Source organism: Levilactobacillus suantsaiihabitans (assembly GCF_004745505.1).
Taxonomy (GTDB): domain Bacteria; phylum Bacillota; class Bacilli; order Lactobacillales; family Lactobacillaceae; genus Levilactobacillus; species Levilactobacillus suantsaiihabitans.
On sequence record NZ_RKLX01000011.1, the window covers coordinates 71,232 to 90,591 of the forward strand.

Sequence of the window (19,360 nt, forward strand, 5' to 3'; positions counted from 1 at the left end):
CAAATTCCTCCCACGTTAGCGTCTACTTTTCAACTCGTTTGATAGGGGCAAAGGCGGCCAATAACCGCTTAACCCCCTGTTCTGGAAAGGCAATATCCAGTTCGGCATCTTCACCGGTCCCGTTGACCTTGACCACGGTCCCAATGCCCCACTTCTTGTGGCTGGCCTTGTCGCCAACGCCCCAGCTGACCTGGCCCGCACCGGTGCCTGTCGGTTCGCTGACCCGGCCGGTCTTGCCATGATAAGGCTTAGCTACGGCACTGGCTGTTCGCCGCGCAAACGGCACGTCGCGGCGACTAGGGGTCAAGCCAGACTTGGTTTCACTGTAATCCAGATGCAGCAGTTCCGGATCGATTTCCGTCACAAACCGCGATTGCGGATTGGTTTGCCGCCGCCCGTACAGCATCCGGGAATAGGCGTTGGTCAGATACAGCTTGTCTTGCGCCCGGGTGATCCCCACGTAGGCCAAGCGCCGTTCTTCTTCCAGCTCGTCGTCTTCGAGCACCGCCCGCGATAGTGGGAAAATGCCCTCTTCTAGACCCATCAGAAAAATGACCGGAAATTCCAGTCCCTTGGCGGCGTGCAGCGTCATCAAGGTCACCTCGGCGGGTTCTTCCTCGACGTCGTCTTGCGCCGAGACTAAGGCCAAGTCAGCCAGAAATTCGACTAATCGTTCTTCTGTTTCGTCATGATCTGCCTGATCCCAATCGTCATCGAACTTTTGGGTCACGGATAAGAATTCTTGGATGTTTTCGATCCGCGTCTCGGCTTCCAAGTTCTTAGCGGCCACAGCCTTGAGTGCAGCCATGTAGCCAGTCTTATCCAGCAGCTCATTGGTAATCTCAGACACGGTCATGGTGGCCGCTTGGTCTTGGATGCCCTTCAGCGTCATGCCGAATTTCTCCATGGAATTGCGGATGCGGGCGCCCAGATTCGTGGCCAGCGCAATATTTTGCGTGGCTTCCAGTTCCGTCCAGTCGTTCATTTCCGCAAATTCCCGCAGCTTTTCCACACTGGTGGCCCCAATGCCACGCTTGGGTTCGTTGATGATCCGTTCTAAGCTCATGGAGTCCGCCGGGTTAGCGACCAACGTCAAATAAGCCAGCACGTCACGGATTTCCTTACGATCATAGAACTTGTGCCCCCCGACCATGGTATAGGGCACGTTGGCCTTGACCAGCGTTTCTTCGATCACCCGGGATTGCGCGTTGGTCCGGTACAGGATGGCAAAGTCGCCGTACCCACGGTGGTGTTGTTCGCGTTCTTCTTGGATCTTGGCCACTACGTAATGGGCTTCGTCATTTTCGTTTTGCCCGCGGTAATACGAAATCTTGTCCCCTTCCGGATTGTCCGTCCAGAGGTCCTTTTTCTTCCGGTTGACATTCTTTTGAATCACGTCGTTGGCGGCCTTCAAAATCGTCTTGGTCGACCGGTAGTTTTGTTCCAGCAGAGTCACGTGGGCGTTAGGGTAATCGTGTTCAAAGTTTAAGATGTTTTCCATGTTGGCACCCCGCCAGCCATAGATACTCTGATCGCCATCCCCGACGACACACAGGTTGCCGTGCTTTTTGGCCAGCAGATTGACCAACGTGTATTGAGCATCGTTGGTATCCTGGTATTCGTCGACGTGAATGTACTGGAATTTTTCTTGATAGTAGCCCAGCACGTCGGCATCTTGTTTGAATAACTTGATGGTCAACATGATCAAATCATCGAAGTCCATCGCCTGGTTGGCCTGTAGCTCGCGTTGGTAGCTTTCATAGACCGTCGCCACCGTCGTTTCAAACGGATTGCCCGCGGCCTCACGCATCATTGCCGGCGTCTGTAAGGCGTTCTTGGCATTGGAAATGGCGCCTAACACCGAGCGGGGGTCAAACTTCTTCACGTCCAAGTTCTGTTGGCGTAAGACCCGCTTGATCAGCGTGCGTTGTTCACCGGGATCGGCAATCGTAAAGGCCCGGTTGTAGCCCAATTTATCCGCGTCACGGCGTAAGATCCGGACACACAGCGCATGGAACGTGGAGACCCACACGTCGCTGCCGTCCGGTCCCAGTAATTTGATGACCCGCTCGCGCATTTCCTTGGCGGCCTTATTGGTAAAGGTAATCGCCAAGATGCGCCACGGCATCACGTTGTTGTGTTCAATCAGGTAGGCGACCCGGTGCGTTAACACCCGGGTCTTCCCACTACCGGCACCCGCCAACACCAACAGGGGCCCTTCCGTTTGAAGGACAGCCTCCGTTTGCTTATCGTTCATGCCAGTCAATAATTCTTCTCCTGCCACCTAGAACCCAGTCCTCTCTGTCAATTAGTCTAGAATAGTATACCAAAAAAACATACGTTCTGCTGGAACTCTCACCGATATTTTAAAAGAAATTTCCGGCACCGGTTCCATAAAAATCCCGGTATTGCGCCCTAACCGACAAACGCACTCAATCAACCAGTAGTGGTGATCAAGTGCGTTTTGAAATATTACCAAATTAATCTTGGTCGGTCAGCTCGTCTGGCGTGGATGTCGCCCAAATCGCCGTGTCATCCAGCTGGTCCAACAGCGTCTTCACCGTGGGCCCCTGAACCGTGACGTGACCCATCACGTCCTCATCGGCTTGCTTGCGCAGGTGATAGAACGTGAAGTCCCAGTTGGGTTTGATCTGCCACTGAGTCCGAATCGCCGTCAGCTGCTTGACCGTAAAGTTCACGGTCACGGCCGGCGTCAACAATTGCGGCGTCGCCAGTGGTAACCCGGCGATGGCACGCATGTGTTCGGCGAATTCATCAATCGTACCGGCCGCCGCAAAGACGTACCCCGTCTCACTAGGTGCGGGGACGATTTTCTTCACGTAGATGGCGCCGCTAGCCGTCAGGTAGAAGGACACCTCGAACACACCCACGTAGGACACGTTCTTAGCCACTTCACTGGCAATGCGGTGAATTTCACTGGCCACGGCGTCGTCGACCTCAGTCGGCACCCAGACGCGTTGTGGCCGGTCATCCACGGAATGGACCTCGGTAATTGGGAAGGACTGTTGATTACCTTCCGCATCTCTGGCGACTAGAATCGAGAATTCCCGGTCATAGGCAATTTGAGATTCCAAAATGTAGGTCCCCCAATCCAACAACCCGGCCGCCTTAGCAATGTCGGTTTGGGTCTTGATGACTAGCTCACGGCCGTGGGACCATTCCTTTTGAATTGGCTTTAAAACGCACGGATAGCCGATAGAATTGACGGATTGGTACACGTCATCCAGATTGATGATCGTGGCGTAAGGGGCAATATTGACGTTCAATTGTTCAAAGAAGGCCCGTTCCAACAGGCGATCTTGCATGATTTCTAGCATGTCGCTACCCTGCGGAATCCGCGTGAACTGCGCCAAAAATTTCACGACATCCGTGCTAACCCGGTCCGAGTCGTACACGATGGCCGCGCAGCTTTCCGCAAAGTGCTGGAGCTTGTCGCGGTCCTTCGCAGTGCCGACAGCCTTGAAGTCTGCTAATTGTAAAGCCTCACTCGTTTCGTCGGCACCATATGCCCCGACACGTAGTCCCATCTTTCGCGCCGTGGTAACCAACATCGCGGCGTTGGCACTACTACCAATCACCCCAACAGTATCTCCCGGATATAAGACCGTGTTCGCCAAATTCATTCCCTACTTTCTTGCTTGACTTATTTTTGATTAATCACAATTTAAACCCATTCAAGTTCATTCTAAAGTTTAATCACGGATTAAACAAGCTAGCGCCCAATTAATCTTGGGCGAAAACTACTTGTCCGTCTTCAAAGGACGCAATGCTGGCCAATGCGACCAGCGGCACACCCGCATCTTCGACCAGTTGATGGCCTTTTTGGAACCGTTTTTCAATCACGACCCCGACCCCGGCAACGGCGATACCAGCCGTCTCCGCGATGTCAAATAACCCTTGGACCGCCTGGCCATTGGCCAAGAAGTCGTCGATGATCAAGACGCGGTCACTCGCATCCAAGAAACGCCGGTCGATGGAAATGTCGTTGTTGACCTGCTTGGTGTAGGAATAGACCTTGGCCGTGTAGAGGTTATCGGTCAACGTCAGACTCTTGTGTTTCCGCGCAAAGATCACTGGCACGTGGAGGTGCAACCCAGCCATCACGGCGGGCGCAATCCCCGAAGACTCCACCGTTAAGACCTTGGTGATGCCCATGTTCGCAAATTTCCGGGCAAACTCTGCCCCCATCTGATCCATCAATTGGGGATCAATCTGATGATTTAAAAAGTTATCAACCTTTAATACGTTCCCCGGCAGGACCGTCCCGTCTTGGCGAATGCGATCTTCTAAAAGTTTCATCTCTGCTTGACCTCCAAAAAGTATTTCTTTCATTCTACCTGATTGCCCCGTAAAAAACAGCCACTTGGCGCGAGATTTAGGAATGTTTTAACCAACTGTTTGGTGCCAAGAACCCGCTGTAACGGCCTTCATTGTTGCTGTGGTGCATAAGCTGGCCACCTCCGTTTGCTACAGATGAGCTGGTACGCTGTGGGCGGCCCCCCCGACTGCTAGTGCCGCCTAGCCCAACCACAATCCCAACAGTTCCGCCACCACCGTGACCAACGCCAGCACGCCCAGGCTGCGGACGGCCAGGATGAACGTTTCTTTTTTCACCTGCACGCGAAACAATCCCTGCACGTTACGGACAATCACCGGGATGCTGAGCAAGGCCAGCAGCGACCATTTTGGCAAATCCCCTAAGGCCACACTGACCACCAGCGATAGGTAGCCCACCACGTAGAAGCTGGCAAACAGCCATAACGCCTGCTGCTTGCCTAGGTAATAGACGATGGTCTTCCGGTTCAAGGACAGGTCTTCATCGGCGTCACAGATGTTATTAGCCAGCAATAACGCGGCAATGGCCATCACGGCAATACCCGATGCCAACAACACTCGCACCAACAGTCCCCCGGTGAACGCGGTCGTTTGATAAAGATTTAAATAAACCGTGATCAACATAATCATGTAGCCCATGGTAAAGCCGGCAAAAAATTCCCCCGTGGGTGTGCCGGATAACGGTTTCGGCCCGCCGGCATACAGGTAGCCGACTAAAAAGCAAAAGACGCCCATGGCCAGCAACGGCCAGCCGGTCCGCCACACCAAGTACAGGCCAATCACACCGGCCACGGTGGCCAAACTCGCCATCAGAGCAAAGATGCGATTCACTGCCAAATGGTGAACACCGATGATATTGGTGTGTTTCTTCCATTCCGCAGCCTGATTGCCAGCCTTGGTATAATCCTGATAATTGTCATTGATGTCGACGGCCATGTTGAAGAGGACCATCGCCACAAAGAACAGCAATGACGCACCCCAGTTCAGGTGGTGGAAATTAGCCTGGACGAAGATCATCCCCAGCAGAAATGGCCACACCGAGGCAATCTTGGCCTTGATCTCAACGAGCTCTAAAAAAACACTGACAGTCATGGTGGTTCCTCCCGAAAATAAGTCTCTGTATCCTTTAATTTTGATGATAGCCCATGTCCCTTGGCAGTTCAACTGTTCGTGGATTCCCCGCCAGTTTTCCCGGCCACTTAATCAGCTGCCGATTTCCCCACCGCCCTGCGCTTATCGGTGCTAAAATGGGGAGTGTCACAAATGAGCGTCCGACAATCTAGCATTGCGGGAGTATCCTTTATTGACAACGTTTCCAGTTGTCGGTAAGATAAATTTTAATGTGACATACATAGCGAGGTGCGAAATGGATCGACAACTTTGGCGGCAATTCCCGCAAGTAGAACCGCAACTGGATGCGCTTCAGGATTATCTCTTCCAAGAAGTTCAGTTGGATAATCAACCCATCCACAGTAAAATATTAGCGTTATTAAAATCCGGCGGCAAGTTGTTGCGTCCCGGTTATTTTTACCTATTCACGAAATTCGGCGACCAAGGCACGCCGGCCGAGTTACAGGCAGGCGCCGCGGCCTTGGAAATCCTCCACGTGGGCACCTTGATCCACGATGACGTGATCGATGACTCCCCGACCCGCCGCGGCGTGCGAACGATTCAAATGAAATACGGCCAGCGTAACGCCATTTATGCCGGTGATTTCATGTTCACCGTCTACTTCAACCAGGTCCTAAAGGCCACGCGCGACCGGGCCTTGGTCCAGGAACACATCGACGCCATGCACCGCATCTTGCAGGGCGAACTGCATCAAATGGACCTGAACTACCGCGAAGACACCACGGTGGCGGCCTATCTCAATGAGGTCGCGGGCAAAACTGCCGAGCTCTTTGCTCTCAGTTGCGACACCGGCGCCCGCTTGGCTGGGGCCCCGGCCAACGTGACGGCTTTGACCCGCCAGATTGGCATCGCCATTGGCTGTGCCTACCAGATGTTAGACGACATCTTGGACTACGCCGGCGACCCGGCCAAAACGCAAAAGCCGGTGCTGGAGGACTTACGCTCGGGCGTGTATTCCTTGCCATTGATTTTGGCCATTCCCCACGCCAAGCGTGACTTCCACCACCTCTTGCGTAAAAAACACGACATGACCGTCGCCGATATCCAAGCCGTGCAAGCACTGGTCGCCCAATATGATGGCGTCGGGGCCGCGCGGCAATTGGCGACCACCTACACGGACAAGGCATTGGCGCTGATTGCCCAATTGCCCGCGGGTCCGGTCCAAGACGACCTGGCCAAGCTGACCACGATGCTGTTGCGGCGTGACCACTGACCCATCTGGCACCCAAAAGCAATTCCTTTCAAGTCATGGCGGGTACTGGCCGCCTACCGTCCGCCAAATATGGGTTGGAACGCTGGGGCGGACGGGCCGAGCCAAAGGGCTGTCTCGGCGCCTCGCTTTGAGCCGAAACCCGCGTCTCAAAGGCGCCAGTTCCCTAAGCGACATGAATCGCGTCGCTAAGGGAACTCCCACGGCTGAACCCATATTTGGCGGACTCCCGGCTACAAACGTGCTTACCAATAACAATCGGTTTAACCCTTAGTGGCAGCTAACTTTTCAACTAACTGTTTCCAGCGTATTGGTACGCGACGTCAATTCGTCGGAATAGCCAGAGATGGCCCCATCCGGATCGGCAGTGTTCTTCAGAGCAAGCCCTCCCTTAGACCGACACAGGCCCCTAGTTTCACCAATCCCAGTGAATAAAGCCCTGCTGTTTCAGGAATCAACGCGTAAATTTCAGATTCACATTTTAACAGACCATCTAAAAAGGTCCAGTTACTTGGCATTTTGCCGGTAACTGGACCTTTTCGATTAATCTTAGTTAGGTGACGGCAATTCACGCTGATAGGTTTCAAGCAGGTGAATGTCGGCTGCGACGTCGTCAATTGTTCGGTGTTGTGGTTCCTGATTCACAAACTCTGTGTACCAAACGTTGACAGTTTGGGCATGCTTGCGGACCAGGTGGCGAGCGTCTGTTGCCAAGTAGTGAAATTGGGTGATGAGTTGACGCACAACCTCATCGATTGTTGTGGCATCAGCTGGTCTAATCTATTGTGCCACGACACTCACCTCACTTACTTTCCCCGGTCCAAATCATACAACGACCGGAACCGTGCATTGTCTTGATACAACTGAGCTGGCGTCCCCTGCATGTCGAAGTGGCCGTCCTCGATGAAGCGGACCTGATCGACGTGATTGATGCCCGCCAAGTGGTGTGTGACCCAAATGATCGTCTTGTCGTGAAGCACGCTGAAGACCGTGTCCAATAAATGTTGTTCGGTGATAGGATCCAGACTCACGGTCGGCTCATCCAAGATGATGATGGGCGCGTCTTGCAAGAGGATCCGGGCCAGCGATAGCCGTTGCCGTTCCCCACCGGAGAAGCGACTCCCGGCCTCTTGGACCTCCGTATCGTAGCCCTGCGGCAGGCGGCCAACCAAGTCGTCCAGCTCGACGGCCTTGACCGCGGCGTGCACATCTTCATCGGTGGCGTTCAAATTGCCCAGCCGCACGTTGTTCATGACGGTGGTGTCAAACAAATAGGGTTGCTGGTCCAACACGCCAAAGAGTTGCGCCCGTTGCGTTTGCAGCTGACTAACCGGTACGCCATTTAACGTGACCTGGCCGCGAGACGGCTGCTCGTCGCCCAAGATCAATTTGAGTAACGTGCTCTTCCCCGTCCCACTAGGGCCCAGCAACGCCAGCTTTTCGCCGGGGTGTAGGTCCAAGGACAGGTCGTCGATCACCTCGCGTTTTGCCCCCGGATACGTGAAGGACACGTGGTCTAATTTCAGTTCTTCCAGCGCGCCAATCGTGGTCTGCGCCGGCAGTTCGGGTTCGTGTTCATCCAAGCGATTCACCCGTTTGATGGAATCCTGGTAGACTGGCCATTCACTGACCCCCTGGCTCATCCCCGAGAAGGGTTCCACGGTCGGAAATAGCGCCAGGCCAAAGGCGGCCACCCAGTTGGCTTCCGCCTGATTGTGGGTAAAGGTCAGCCCGGCCCACCACACGATCAAGACGACCGCCGCGCCGAAGATGAATTGAATCGCAAAGTTACGCCACCACTGAAAATGATGGTCAGCGCGCCGTAACGTGGCAATCTCGTCGATGGGTTGGTCTTGTTGCTGCAAGAAGGCTTGCCGCCGACCGGAAATCAACCAGTCGCCTAGCCCCAAGACGGCATCGGTCAATTGCGTGTAGAACCGCCGTTGGACCTGCCGCGCCTGAAATTCCCGCCGCCCATTGACGGCCACGGATAGCAGCGGCATAAAAATCACAATAACACCCAGTAAGATCAACATCAATAGCCCAAAGGCCCAGTTGAAATACCCAATGCCAATCACCACGAATAGATACAGCAGCCAGCCAATGACCAGCGGAAAGACCGTTCGCAGATACAGGTTTTCAATGTGGTCGATGTCTTCGGCCAAGATGCTCAAGACATCCCCGGTCTGGTGGGTCTGCCGGATGGCCACGGCCTGCTTTTCCACGGCTTGATACAAGCGCTTGCGAAAGTCCGACACGATGCGCAGGACCCAGTTGTGACTGGTCAGGCGTTCGGCGTAACGAAAGGCCGGCCGCCCAATCCCAAAGGCCCGTGCCAAGACGATGGGCACGTAGATCATCAGGATGTTGTAGGGATGCGTGGCCGCCCGACTGATCAGGTAGCCGGAGTTAAACATCAGCGCGCCCCCACAAAAGAACGTCATGAAGCCCAAGAACAGGACCAACGCCAACAGCTTGCGGTACCGCCGCAAGTATGGCATGACCCAGTGATCATGTTTAAATGTCGCAAAGAATCCTTTCATCGGGTCGTCGCTCCTTCCATTTCAGATCGTAACCGCACGTAGGCGCCGTTTTGTTGCTGGAGATCCGCCGGCGTCCCCTGTTCCACGATCTGGCCGTGATCCATGACCAGGATATAGTCCATTTCATTCATCCAGTGCAGCCGGTGGGTCGCAAAGAAGACCAGGTGGTCCTTGAAGACCGGCATCATGGTCTGTTTCAATTCGACTTCGGTCTCGATATCCAAATGCGCGGTCGGTTCGTCAAATAACAAGACGCGCCGCGAATCATCCAGAAAGGCCCGAGCTAACGCGATTCGTTGCGCCTGACCCCCACTGACCCCGCGAGCCCCTTCGCCAATCTGTGTGGCCAGACCGTCCGGCAAGGTCGCAATCCAGTCGGTCAACCCAGCCTTGGCCGCTGCGGCAGTCACCGCCGAATCGCTGGCATCAGGCGCATAGAAGGCCAGGTTGTCGCGCAGACTGGCGTGAAACAGGTAAGGCGCCTGCGGAATGTAGACAAAACTGCGTTGCCAGGCCTGTTGGTCCAGGTGCGGCACCTGGGTCCCCCGCACGTTAATTTGCCCATCAGCGGGGCTGAGAAAGCCACCCAACGTGTTGATCAGCGTCGACTTGCCGGAACCCGAGGCACCGATAATGCCGACCTTCTGGAAGCCGTGGACGTTAAACGTGATATCGCGCAACGTCGGCGCAGCGTCGCCATAACTGACGTTGACGTGCGCCAGCGCCAGGGAATCATCGGCTTGCCAAACAGGCTCGCGCGTCGGCAATAACTGCCGGTCCGTCGGCGTCTCCCGCTGTAAGACATCCAGCACCGCTGTCAGGGCATTTTTCCCGTTCAAGGTGGCGTGATAGTCGTTGGCAAAGTTACGAATCGGCGCAAAGTAATCGGGCGCCAGCGTCAAGATCACCAACGCGGGCAACAGCTGAATCGTGTTGTCCATTAGGCCAAAGCCCAGAAACACGGCGATGATGGCGATGGACAGGGTCGTGAAAAAGTCCAACGCAAAGGTCGAGGTCATGGCAATCGTCAACGTCGCCATGGTCTTCTTGCGGTAGTCCTCACTGACCTGATACACGTTGTCGGCATAGGTCTCGTTTAACCCCAGCTGCTTTAAAGTCGGTAGCCCCCGCAAGGTATCGACAAAGTGGTTGGACAGCCGCTGGTAGCCGGCGTATTGCCGGTCGGCCTTGGCCTGCGCTGCTAACCCTAAAATAATCATGAACAGAATGATTAACGGATAAATGGCCAGCAGGAACAGCGCCTCTTTCCACTGGATAAAGGCAATGTAGATCAGCACCAGCCAGGGCGTAATCGACAGGTCCAGGACCTTACCGATGATCATCATCAGGTAAGTCTGAATCTTGTCGATGCCCTCCAGGCCCATGGTGACGACGTTCCCGGTCCCCTTTTCGGCCACCACGCTGGGCCCCAGGTCAAAGAGCTTGGCCATAAATTGCTTCCGCAACGTCTTGGTCGTCTTCTCCACGAACGGATACAGTAGCCAATCCTTTAAGACCGTCAACAAGTGGCGGGCTAAAAAGGCCACGGCAAAGATCGCCAACGGGGTGACAATCGTGCCAATGGGTTGTTGTTTCCAGAGCTGAACGATGGCGACCGATAAGTACTGCGCCTGAATAATAATCATAATGGCTTGAATCAGCGTCAGTACCGCTTCGATGGCCGCGGCCGGTTTCACTCCGGGAAATTTAAAAACACGTTGATCAATCAAAGTGATGCCCCCTTACAACAAGTGATAACTCATACTGCTATGATAGCATTTTTCTGGAATCTAAGCGCTACCAATCAGGGTGATTCCAGCTTATTTTTGCCAATTTAATTGGTCACAAGCCACCTGCTTTGATATGGTGGTGACTGACCGCCAAATATGGAGCGGACGGGCCGGGTCTCGACACCTGGCTTTGAGCCAAAACGTACGCCAACAGGCCACTGGTGAGCATTAACACTGCTAGCCCACTCTTTTTCAGCGGACGACCCCATATTTGGCGAACTCTCGGCTACGGTAGTGTGGGTTAATAACTATCGTCTTAGGCTCAGCCTTCAGTTCGGCCAAAAATGAAAGTCCCCACGGCCGAACAGCCGTGGAGACTTGGCGAAACAAATTTGTCAGTTTAGGCGTTTTGCTTTGGTGAAGCCAAGCGCTTGTAGAAAACCCAGTAGCTCCAGATGAAGTAGACCAACACGATCGGCAGGATGCTAAACGTCAGGATCGTCATCAGGTGCAGCGTGTATGGGGAACTGGATGAGTTCTTGATCAGTAACGAGTAAGCTGGGTTGTTGGCAATCATGACCCGCGGGAATAACCCGTTGAAGATCAAGACGACCACGCTAATCAGCGATAACCCACTGCCGATGAAGGACAGCCATTCGTGGTTGCCCAAGACGCCCCAGTAAGCCAAGCAAGTGAAGATGACCAGTGCCACCACGATGGCCGTGGTCGTCAATGGCTTCTTGGCAAAGAAGTCGGTTGAGAAGTACAGCAGAATGGCAAACAGGACTTCCCCCGCAAAGAGCACGGGGTACAAGACCTTGTTCCAGGCCAATGCCCGTTCGCGCAAGGCCCCCGAGGTCTTCAGCCGGATGAAGTTCAAGCCGTGGACCAGAGATAAGACAGTCACAGCGACCCCACCGACTAAGGAAAACAGGTTAACGTAATCGAAGAAGTGCGCGGTCATGTCGCCGTTCTTGTCGATTGGCATCCCGGCAATCATCGCCGTGAACAGCATCCCAAATAAGAATGCCGCACAGAAACTACCGATCGTTGACGCCCACTCCCAGAAGGTCCGCCATTTTTCCGTGCGCATATTCGCTCTGAATTCAAACGACACGCCCCGGAAAATCAAGGCAGCTAAGATCAAGAACAGCACCAGGTAGAACCCGGAAAACAGCGTCGCGTACCACATCGGGAAGGAGGCAAACATGGCCCCACCAGCGGTGATCAGCCACACTTCGTTGCCGTCCCAGTGAGGTCCAATCGACCGGATCACCACATCACGTTCGGCTTCATTTTTGGCGAAACTCTTCACGAGCATCCCCACACCGAAGTCGAAGCCTTCCAGGAAGAAGAAGCCACTAAACAGCACACCGATCAGAATAAACCAGAGCAGTTGTAAGTTAGTCATGGTTGAACGCCCCCTTTGAGTACGGATCAAGGTCAGTATCGCCCGCCGCATACCCATCGGTATTTTCAATATCCGGTCCGGCCTTCAACGTCCGGTGGCACAAGACGATCATGACGACGCCCATGCCGGCAAACATCAGGAAGTAGATGATGTTTGACGTGAGTAACGACGCAACGGAAACATTTGGCGAGACCGCATCGGCAATCGTGAGTAAGCCGTAGACGACCCATGGGTACCGCCCAAATTCAGTGATGAACCAACCAGCCGTGTTCACGATAAATGGTAGCCACAGGCACAGTCCCATGATGTACAGGAACCAGCGTTGGCTCATGATCAGCTGCGACTTCTTACGGTTGAAGAACAAGCCCACAATCGCTAACAAGGCAAACAGTGCACCCGCGCCAGACATGATCCGGAAGCTCCAGAACAAGGTCTTGGTTGGAACGTAATAATTAATATCATTGCCATATTTCTTGTCGTATTTCGCATGCAATTCCTTGTTAATGGTGTTCATCCCTTTGATGGTCCCCGTCGTCTTGTGGTAGCTCAACAGGTTCAAGACGTAAGGCACATCAACGGACCAGGTGGTCTTGTGTTGCTTGTTGTCAAAGCCGGCAATCGCCGCCCATTCACCCTTGTTGGTCGAGTCCTTGTAGAGCCCTTCCATCGCGGCAAACTTCATCGGTTGGTTGTTGATCAGGTAACGACTTTGAATGTCCCCACTGGCAATAGAGCCCAGCGAGAAGATCAGGCCGATGACCAACGCAACGTTCAAGGACTTCCGGTAGAACGTGACGTGATCTTTCTTCAGTAACCGCCAAGCCGCACAGCCGGCAATGACGAAGGAAGCGGTCACAAACGCACCGAAAATCACGTGCGGAAATTCACTCCACAGTTGGGGGTTGCCCAAAACGGCGCCGAAGCTGACCATTTGAACGTGACCCGTTTGTTGATTAATGATGTAACCTAATGGGTTCTGCATGAAACTGTTGGCCGCCAAAATCCACAGTGCCGATAGTGAAGACCCGAACATAACTAACCAAATAAACAGCGTGTGGACCCACTTATTGAAGCGGCCCCAGGTGAACATCCACATCCCGATGAACGTGGATTCCATGAAGAACGCGGCCAGAGCTTCGATCGCCAGTGGCGCACCGAAGATATCCCCCATGAACCGCGAGTATTCAGACCAGTTCATCCCGAATTGGAATTCTTGAATAATCCCGGTGACCACACCTACGGCGAAGCTATACAGGAACATTTTGCCCCAGAACTGCGCCATCTTTTTGTAATCCTCATCACCTTTAATCGCATACATGGTTTCCATGACGGCGACAACGAAGGCTAACCCGATGGAAAATGGAACGAAGAAGAAGTGAAAGACAGTGGTCATTCCAAATTGGAATCGCGCTAGGCCTAGGATATCCAGACCAAGATTTAACATTTTTCTAACCTCCCCAAACGTTATTAGTGTAAATAAATAATTGCTGTCTTGCCTCTATTATATCGAGTGATAAGTCAATACGCAATGGTTCAGTGTCAATCTACCGAAAGTTAATGGATTACATTCGAAATTTGTGTGCAATTAAGTTGTCAATCGTCGTGACACTTTGGAAAATGTGTGTCGTTAATGTAAGCGATTTCGCCGATTTAACGGGATTCCTAGGTGGAAACGGGTCACTCGTGCTAAAATATAGGAGACGACATCCGTCGAAGGAGGTTTTTCACATGACAGAAAGATTATTCACCTTTCCAACTCTCAATCAAGCCCAAATTGCACAGCTGACAGCCCTGGGCGTTGAGGTCGTTCCCGCCAGTGACTGGGAAACGGCGACTGATATTGACATCATCTTTGGTTGGGGCGAACACGGCGCCGCGGTGCTGCAAAATCCGCAAAACCACGTCCGCTGGATTCAAACCTTTAGCGCCGGGGTCGATTACCTGCCGCTAGACTGGATCCAAGCCCACCACGTTCAGGTGACCAACGCCAGTGGCGCCTATTCCGCCGCGATTGCGGAGTCCACGATTGGCTACCTGCTGTACTTCCTGCGCGACTTCAATGACGCGGTGAAGAACCAGGCCGGGCATTTCTGGCAGGTCCCAGCTCGCACAGAATTAGCGACTCTAGCCAACCAAAAGGTGGTCATCTACGGGACCGGCAGCATCGGCCAACACATCGCCGAACTGCTCAATGGCTTTGGCAACTACCCGTTTGGCGTCAACCGCTCCGGTCACGGCGTTGCGGGCTTCCAAGGCACGGTCAGTCTCAAGGATGACGCCGAGTTGGTCAAAGACGCCGACGTCATCATCAATGCCATGCCTGCCACGGCGGAGACCACGCACTACTTTAATACGGCATACTTCGATCAACTTAACGGCGTACGCATCTTCGTCAACGTCGGTCGCGGCAAGTCCGTCGACGAAAACGCCTTGATGCACGCGTTGCTCTACCAAAACGTGTTGAACGCCGCCTTGGATGTCTTCGAGCACGAACCACTCCCGAAGGATTCCAAGCTGTGGGATTACCCGAACGTCTTGATCACGCCACACCAAACCGGCTTCGACGTCGATAACGTCCGCCCCATCTTCGGTTACCTGACGGATAACCTGAAGAGCTGGGAAGCAGATGGCACATTGTCTGTGAACTTAGTTGACGTCAGTCGTGGTTACTAAATTTTGTTAAGAAAAACGCTCTTGCCGATGTGATTTGGCAAGAGCGTTTTTTGCTAGTGGTGCGGGAAGATGACGCGTGTATGGATCATTTGTTGGCGGATACGTTCTAGGTTCATTGCATCCACTTCATCTGGTGAATACCGTTGTAGATTTCGCTTTAGTTCTTGATCGCCACCGGGCTCATTGATAAATTCGAGAATGGCGTCGCGCTCTTTAGGGTCAATGTCGTATTCTAGATGGTCAATCTTTCGAGTCATTTTTCTGCCTTCTTTTCTGTACGTATAGTTGGATGTCGTTTAACAAGTTGACATAGTTATTCATCACTTGTTCTTTTAGAAAATGATCTTGGACAAAAGCAAATCCATCTAGCTGAATCAACTCATAGATGGAATCGCCAATGCTACTGTAAAGTTGATATTTGTCGATTTCATCGTAATAAACATAACTTTCCAAAATGTTTAGACGTTGAAAACAAGTGCCAAAATCAGCGACGACCATCGCCTGAATCATAATTGATTGGCGAACATGCTCATCTTTCTTCTTTTGAAAATCATTCACTTGTAGGGCCGCCTCGTACTGCGCGATTGTTCCATCCAAAATCTCCGCCACATTATTTTGGTAAAATTCATAAGCCTGAATCGTGTGATCAAATCTAGTGGCAGCCAAATCAATCCGGCGATTTCGTAAGACGACCTGTAGCTGGATCAAAGCAATCACGATACCGCCAATCGTAGCTACCGAAACAACCGGCGCCAATAAAGGCGCGAGTGTCAACCAAAACGCCACTGCCATCCCTCCTAAAGAAATTGGAGCGGTCAGAAGCGTTCACCCAGTATACCATAAACGCCACCTAACGTCCTGTCATCAGCTTACCGAACCCGCCGGCGAGCCGCTAGCGAACGCGCGTTTTTCGATGATTAAAAAAATAATTTACTGCCCGTTCTGACGATACGCCGCCTCAACCGTAGCCTTGGCCCCCTGCCACCACTCCGGGTGGTCCTGGTACCAGGCAATGGTCTGTCGCAATCCGGCCGCAAAGTCCGTGACCTCGGGACGCCACCCCAATTCATCACGCAACCGACTGGCATCAATGGCGTACCGGACGTCGTGCCCCGGCCGGTCCTTGACCCAATCAAAGGCGTCGGCGGGCTGACCCATCAGCTGTAAAATGAGTGCCAAAACATCCCGATTGCTGTGCTCGCCGTTGGCCCCCACCAAGTAGGTCGCGCCAATCTGGCCGCGCGTCAAAATCTCCCAGACCGCCCGCGCGTGGTCGGTCACGTGGATCCAGTCGCGGACGTTAGCCCCGTTGCCATAGAGTTTCGGGCGACGGCCACTCAAAATGTTGGTGATTTGCCGCGGGATAAATTTCTCAATATACTGATACGGCCCATAATTGTTCGAACAGTTAGAAATGGTTGCCCGCAGACCAAACGACCGCACCCAGGCCTGGACCAGCAGATCTGCGCTGGCCTTAGAGGCCGAGTACGGGCTGCTGGGTTGGTAACGGGAGGTCGGCGTGAATTTGGCCCCGACCCCGTTTTGCCGCAGCGGTAGGTCGCCGTACACCTCATCCGTTGAAATTTGGTGGTAGCGCACGTCAAATCGGCGGCAAGCTTGCAGCAACGTGTAGGTGCCGACGATATTGGTCTGAATGAACGGGTCTGCGTCTCGTAGTGAGCGGTCGTTGTGACTCTCGGCGGCATAGTTGACCACGGCATCGGTGTGCGCAACCAACTGATTGACCAGCGGCGCATCCGCAATGTCGCCGACCACCAACCGAACCCGGTCGGCCGGTAAGCCCGTTAAATTGGCCCGGTTGCCGGCATAGGTCAGCTTGTCCAACACGGTCACCTGCACTTCCGGGTGCTGGGCCACCACATAACGGACAAAGTTGGCGCCGATGAAGCCGGCACCCCCGGTTACTAGTAAATGGGTCATCTGATCCCCTCCTAACCCTCATTATGCAAAAAGGACCGCCGCCAATCAAGTGCGTCGGTCCTTTATTTACAGGTTAATAGCCGCCACCGGGGCCGCCGTTATTACCGGTGTCCGTGCCACCATTGGTATTGTCCGTTGTTGTCGTCGTAGTCGATGACGTCGCATCCAACTGGGCAATCGTCCCGGTCGACTTGTGCGTCAGACCCAGAGCGTTACGGATGTAGTTCGTGATTCGCTGGAGTTCGGACTTTGAGGCCACCTCCATGCTTTGGCCGTTGATGGTCTCACTGGTCCCCTGCAAGTGCGTGGTCTTGATGTGGTGCGTAGCCTTGCGATAGTTAGTGGCCAGCGCCGTCAGGTCATCGAAGGTCAAGTCGGTTTGCGTTTGCTTGGAAAGAGACGAAATGAAGGATTCATTTAGCAACGACGTGACCGAGTTGGACTTGTTCAGTAAGGCCATGATGACCTTGCGTTGCCGCGTCTGGCGGCCGTAGTCGCCCAGCGGGTCATCGTCGCGCATCCGGGCGTAGGCCAAGGCCTTCTTCCCGTTCATGTGGGTTGAGACGCCCTTCTTGAAGGTGTAGCCACCGTAGCTAAAGGACAGTGACGGCTTCAAGTCGACCCCGCCGACCTCGTCGATGATTTTCTCCATGCCCCCCATGTTGATGATAGCGTAGAAATCAATCGGCACATTCAACATGTCCTGGACCGTCGTGATGGCCGTCTTGGACTTGCCATAGGCGTAGGCCGCATTGATCTTAGAAAGGCCGTAGCTTTCATAGCCTGGAATGGTCACGGCCGTATCCCGTGGAATACTGGTAATCGTGGTCTTGTTCGTGGTGGGATTTAAGGTGACCACCATCATACTATCGGTCCGGCCGGCAAAGGTCCGCCCCAGCGCCCCAGTATCGGTCCCCATCAGTAGGATTGAGACGGGCTGCTTATCCTTTAAGACCTGGTTTACGTTCCGCAATTTTTTCACGCCGGACGCCTTATAGGTCTTATCGACGGATTTTTTAATGCTTTGATATTTATGCATGCCATACGCCGTACCACCTGCCAGTAAGGCAATCACCAACACGATGAGGAGGTTACGGATGGGATGTCTTCTTCGACGCGGCCGTTGCCGCTTTTCCATTTCCATGCTTTGATAGCCACCCTTTCAATCCAGCCGATTCTATGCCGACTGGCGGATTTTTCTGTTTTTAATCGACTTGACCATTATAGGGGTTGTGCCTTAAGCCAACTTAAGTTCCGCCTAACCTTAAGAAAAAAACAAAGCGTCACCGACTATCCAGTGACGCTTCCATCGCTGTCAAATTAAGCCTGTGGTTGCTTGCTCAACAGGTCGACCAAGTCTGCGGCCGGAATCTTGCCGAAGTAGCTGGGCACGTCCAACTGGTCAAAGACGGCTTGAATGGCCGCCGGTGAATAGGTCACGCCCGTTAATTTAGCCGTAACGTCTTCAATCGGCAGTTGGCCAAAGAAGTCGCCGTGAATCTGAATGGCCTTGATCTTCCCGCCATCGACGTCCAGGTCAAATTCCACCGTTCCAGCCGGAAAATGGCGGCGCCGTGTCAACGAGTAGGCCGGGTCATTGCCGTAGATCCAATCCCAATTGTTAAAGTATTGGTCGGCCAGCGCCTTGACTCCGGCCTGATCGTCAGCGGTCAAGGTGTACTGATGCGCCTGCGACAAGTCTGTGACCCCGAGGATTTCCTTGGCTAAGGTATCGCGGAATTCTTCGATGGTCAACTGCTGAAATTCCGGCGCACAGTACGGCTTCAGATTGGTGACCCGACTGCGCACGGACTTGATGCCCTTGGTGGCGAGCTTGTCCGCCGGCACCTGCAGGGCGTGGGCAATTTGTGATTGGTCCACGTCGTACATCAACGTCCCGTGCGAGAACATCCGACCATTTTCCACGTGCATGGCGTTGCCGGAGAACTTCTTGCCATCGATGGTCAGGTCGTTGCGCCCGGTCATGGCCGCGCCAGTGGCCCCCATTTGGTGAAGGGCCTTGATTACCGGATCGGTAAATCGTTTAAAATTACCCACGGCATCCCCGTCATCCTTGGTAATGAAGCTAAAGCTGACGTTGCCTAGGTCATCGTAGACCGCACCACCCCCGGACGTCCGCCGGGTCAAGATGATGTTATGGTCCTTGACGTACTGCTGGTTGATTTCCGCCAGCACGTTTTGATACCGCCCGACAATGATGCACGGTGAGTTCACGTAGAAGTATAAGATGGGCTCCGTCAAATCGGCGTGCTCCATCAGATAAGTTTCAATCGCTAAATTTTGCCGAATATCTAAACTTGGACTTGCTAAATAACGCATCCAGTCATCCCTCTCACATAGTCTG

Annotated in this window: 16 protein-coding genes; 2 read left to right on the forward strand and 14 right to left on the reverse strand. The window is 53.5% G+C overall.

Annotation, left to right across the window (positions count from 1 at the left end):
- Positions 1-22: 22 nt before the first annotated feature.
- The 4 genes from pcrA to EGT51_RS07870 all read right to left on the reverse strand — a co-directional run bounded on the left by pcrA (position 23) and on the right by EGT51_RS07870 (position 5,448).
- Positions 23-2,284 carry a DNA helicase PcrA gene (gene pcrA / locus EGT51_RS07855; protein ID WP_135368165.1) on the reverse strand — a complete coding sequence of 754 codons (2,262 nt, stop codon included), beginning with the start codon at positions 2,282-2,284 and terminating at the stop codon, positions 23-25.
- A 196-nt stretch (positions 2,285-2,480) separates the two neighbouring features.
- Positions 2,481-3,644, reverse strand: a complete 1,164-nt coding sequence (locus EGT51_RS07860) for an ATP-grasp domain-containing protein (protein ID WP_135368166.1) — start codon at positions 3,642-3,644, stop codon at positions 2,481-2,483.
- A gap of 100 nt (positions 3,645-3,744) precedes the next feature.
- Entirely contained in the window at positions 3,745-4,320 is a 576-nt protein-coding gene (locus EGT51_RS07865) for a xanthine phosphoribosyltransferase (RefSeq protein ID WP_135368167.1), read from the reverse strand.
- Between the two features lie 219 nt (positions 4,321-4,539).
- Positions 4,540-5,448 (reverse strand): 1,4-dihydroxy-2-naphthoate polyprenyltransferase, encoded by a 909-nt coding sequence (locus tag EGT51_RS07870; protein WP_135368168.1) that lies wholly within the window; start codon positions 5,446-5,448, stop codon positions 4,540-4,542.
- A gap of 274 nt (positions 5,449-5,722) precedes the next feature.
- Here EGT51_RS07870 and EGT51_RS07875 point away from each other — a divergent pair, with 274 nt between their 5' ends.
- Positions 5,723-6,700, forward strand: a complete 978-nt coding sequence (locus EGT51_RS07875) for a polyprenyl synthetase family protein (protein WP_135368169.1) — start codon at positions 5,723-5,725, stop codon at positions 6,698-6,700.
- Positions 6,701-7,246: 546 nt separating this feature from the next.
- Here the strand turns inward: EGT51_RS07875 and EGT51_RS07880 are convergent.
- The 5 genes from EGT51_RS07880 to EGT51_RS07900 all read right to left on the reverse strand — a co-directional run bounded on the left by EGT51_RS07880 (position 7,247) and on the right by EGT51_RS07900 (position 13,825).
- Positions 7,247-7,441 carry a hypothetical protein gene (locus EGT51_RS07880; RefSeq protein WP_135368170.1) on the reverse strand — a complete coding sequence of 65 codons (195 nt, stop codon included), beginning with the start codon at positions 7,439-7,441 and terminating at the stop codon, positions 7,247-7,249.
- A gap of 62 nt (positions 7,442-7,503) precedes the next feature.
- Entirely contained in the window at positions 7,504-9,240 is a 1,737-nt protein-coding gene (cydC, locus tag EGT51_RS07885) for a thiol reductant ABC exporter subunit CydC (RefSeq protein WP_135368171.1), read from the reverse strand.
- Positions 9,237-10,970 carry a thiol reductant ABC exporter subunit CydD gene (gene cydD / locus EGT51_RS07890; RefSeq protein ID WP_135368172.1) on the reverse strand — a complete coding sequence of 578 codons (1,734 nt, stop codon included), beginning with the start codon at positions 10,968-10,970 and terminating at the stop codon, positions 9,237-9,239. The genes cydC and cydD overlap by 4 nt, the downstream gene beginning before the upstream one ends.
- Before the next feature lie 400 nt (positions 10,971-11,370).
- Positions 11,371-12,381 (reverse strand): cytochrome d ubiquinol oxidase subunit II, encoded by a 1,011-nt coding sequence (gene cydB / locus EGT51_RS07895; protein WP_135368173.1) that lies wholly within the window; start codon positions 12,379-12,381, stop codon positions 11,371-11,373.
- Complete coding sequence (locus tag EGT51_RS07900) at positions 12,374-13,825, reverse strand: cytochrome ubiquinol oxidase subunit I (protein WP_135368174.1); 1,452 nt, start codon at positions 13,823-13,825, stop codon at positions 12,374-12,376. The genes cydB and EGT51_RS07900 overlap by 8 nt, the downstream gene beginning before the upstream one ends.
- 284 nt (positions 13,826-14,109) lie before the next feature.
- Here EGT51_RS07900 and EGT51_RS07905 point away from each other — a divergent pair, with 284 nt between their 5' ends.
- A complete protein-coding gene (locus EGT51_RS07905; protein ID WP_135368175.1) occupies positions 14,110-15,054 on the forward strand; it encodes an NAD(P)-dependent oxidoreductase in 945 nt (314 codons plus the stop codon).
- A 53-nt stretch (positions 15,055-15,107) separates the two neighbouring features.
- Here the strand turns inward: EGT51_RS07905 and EGT51_RS07910 are convergent, their stop codons facing one another.
- The 5 genes from EGT51_RS07910 to EGT51_RS07930 form a co-directional block, all read right to left on the reverse strand.
- Positions 15,108-15,311, reverse strand: coding sequence for a hypothetical protein (locus EGT51_RS07910; RefSeq protein ID WP_135368176.1), 204 nt, complete (start codon positions 15,309-15,311; stop codon positions 15,108-15,110).
- On the reverse strand, positions 15,295-15,840 hold the full coding sequence (locus tag EGT51_RS07915; protein WP_135368177.1) for a hypothetical protein: 546 nt from the start codon (positions 15,838-15,840) through the stop codon (positions 15,295-15,297). Before EGT51_RS07915 ends, EGT51_RS07910 begins: the two co-directional genes overlap by 17 nt.
- A 144-nt stretch (positions 15,841-15,984) precedes the next feature.
- Positions 15,985-16,995 carry a dTDP-glucose 4,6-dehydratase gene (rfbB, locus tag EGT51_RS07920; RefSeq protein WP_135368178.1) on the reverse strand — a complete coding sequence of 337 codons (1,011 nt, stop codon included), beginning with the start codon at positions 16,993-16,995 and terminating at the stop codon, positions 15,985-15,987.
- A gap of 73 nt (positions 16,996-17,068) precedes the next feature.
- A complete protein-coding gene (locus EGT51_RS07925) occupies positions 17,069-18,139 on the reverse strand; it encodes an LCP family protein (protein ID WP_135368179.1) in 1,071 nt (356 codons plus the stop codon).
- Between the two features lie 176 nt (positions 18,140-18,315).
- Positions 18,316-19,335, reverse strand: a complete 1,020-nt coding sequence (locus tag EGT51_RS07930) for a lipoate--protein ligase (RefSeq protein ID WP_135368180.1) — start codon at positions 19,333-19,335, stop codon at positions 18,316-18,318.
- Positions 19,336-19,360 lie beyond the last annotated feature (25 nt).

Excerpts from the sequence above, each read along its gene's own strand:
- EGT51_RS07860 (WP_135368166.1), bottom strand. The coding sequence starts at position 3,644 with ATGAATTTGGCGAACACGGTCTTATATCCGGGAGATACTGTTGGGGTG.
- EGT51_RS07865 (WP_135368167.1), bottom strand. The coding sequence starts at position 4,320 with ATGAAACTTTTAGAAGATCGCATTCGCCAAGACGGGACGGTCCTGCCG.
- EGT51_RS07870 (WP_135368168.1), bottom strand. The coding sequence starts at position 5,448 with ATGACTGTCAGTGTTTTTTTAGAGCTCGTTGAGATCAAGGCCAAGATT.
- EGT51_RS07875 (WP_135368169.1), top strand. The coding sequence starts at position 5,723 with ATGGATCGACAACTTTGGCGGCAATTCCCGCAAGTAGAACCGCAACTG.
- cydC (WP_135368171.1), bottom strand. The coding sequence starts at position 9,240 with ATGAAAGGATTCTTTGCGACATTTAAACATGATCACTGGGTCATGCCA.
- cydB (WP_135368173.1), bottom strand. The coding sequence starts at position 12,381 with ATGACTAACTTACAACTGCTCTGGTTTATTCTGATCGGTGTGCTGTTT.
- EGT51_RS07900 (WP_135368174.1), bottom strand. The coding sequence starts at position 13,825 with ATGTTAAATCTTGGTCTGGATATCCTAGGCCTAGCGCGATTCCAATTT.
- EGT51_RS07905 (WP_135368175.1), top strand. The coding sequence starts at position 14,110 with ATGACAGAAAGATTATTCACCTTTCCAACTCTCAATCAAGCCCAAATT.
- EGT51_RS07910 (WP_135368176.1), bottom strand. The coding sequence starts at position 15,311 with ATGACTCGAAAGATTGACCATCTAGAATACGACATTGACCCTAAAGAG.
- rfbB (WP_135368178.1), bottom strand. The coding sequence starts at position 16,995 with ATGACCCATTTACTAGTAACCGGGGGTGCCGGCTTCATCGGCGCCAAC.
- EGT51_RS07925 (WP_135368179.1), bottom strand. The coding sequence starts at position 18,139 with ATGGAAATGGAAAAGCGGCAACGGCCGCGTCGAAGAAGACATCCCATC.
- EGT51_RS07930 (WP_135368180.1), bottom strand. The coding sequence starts at position 19,335 with ATGCGTTATTTAGCAAGTCCAAGTTTAGATATTCGGCAAAATTTAGCG.